The following is a 1081-nucleotide window of genomic DNA, read 5'->3' as shown; positions in this document are numbered from 1 at the left end:
AGAATTAAGCGAAGATCTTAGCAACAACACCAGCACCAACTGTACGGCCACCTTCGCGGATCGCGAAACGTAGACCTTCGTCCATCGCGATTGGAGCGATTAGTTCAACAGTCATCTTGATGTTATCGCCTGGCATTACCATTTCTACGCCTTCTGGTAGCTCGATGTTACCAGTTACGTCAGTTGTACGGAAGTAGAACTGTGGACGGTAGCCTTTGAAGAACGGAGTATGACGGCCGCCTTCGTCTTTAGAAAGTACGTATACTTCTGACTCGAACTTAGTGTGTGGAGTGATTGAACCTGGCTTCGCTAGTACTTGACCACGTTCTACTTCATCACGCTTAGTACCACGTAGAAGTGCACCAACGTTCTCACCCGCACGACCTTCGTCTAGAAGCTTACGGAACATCTCAACACCAGTACATGTTGTTGTGATTGTCTCTTTGATACCTACGATAGCAACTTCGTCACCTACGTTTAGGATACCGCGCTCGATACGGCCAGTTACTACTGTACCACGACCTTGGATTGAGAATACGTCTTCGATTGGCATTAGGAACGGCATGTCTACTGCACGCTCTGGCTCTGGGATGTAGTTGTCTAGCGCTTCTGCTAGTTCAATGATCTTAGCTTCCCATTGCTCTTCGCCGTTTAGTGCGCCTAGAGCTGAACCTTGGATTACTGGTAGATCATCACCTGGGAAGTCGTACTCAGATAGAAGTTCACGAACTTCCATTTCTACTAGCTCTAGAAGCTCTTCATCGTCAACCATGTCACATTTGTTCATGAATACGATGATGTAAGGGATACCAACCTGACGGCCTAGTAGGATGTGCTCACGAGTTTGTGGCATTGGGCCATCTGTCGCAGCAACAACTAGGATACCACCGTCCATCTGTGCAGCACCAGTGATCATGTTTTTAACATAGTCAGCGTGTCCTGGACAGTCTACGTGTGCGTAGTGGCGAGTTGGAGTGTCGTACTCAACGTGAGAAGTTGAGATTGTGATACCGCGCTCACGCTCTTCTGGAGCGTTATCGATAGATGCGAAGTCTTTCGCTTCACCGCCGTACACTTTAGC

The 1081-nt window shown here is 48.3% G+C and carries 1 protein-coding gene; it reads right to left on the bottom strand.

Annotated features, from left to right (window positions below):
* Positions 1-4: 4 nt before the first annotated feature.
* A partial coding sequence (gene tuf / locus ACQEXP_RS21195; RefSeq protein ID WP_269378573.1) for an elongation factor Tu occupies positions 5-1081 on the bottom strand: 1077 nt, incomplete at its 5' end.

The sequence above is a fragment of the Vibrio sp. TRT 1302 genome (assembly GCF_050113875.1).
Classification (GTDB): Bacteria; Pseudomonadota; Gammaproteobacteria; order Enterobacterales; family Vibrionaceae; genus Vibrio.
This window is presented reverse-complemented; position numbering and strand designations above follow the sequence as displayed.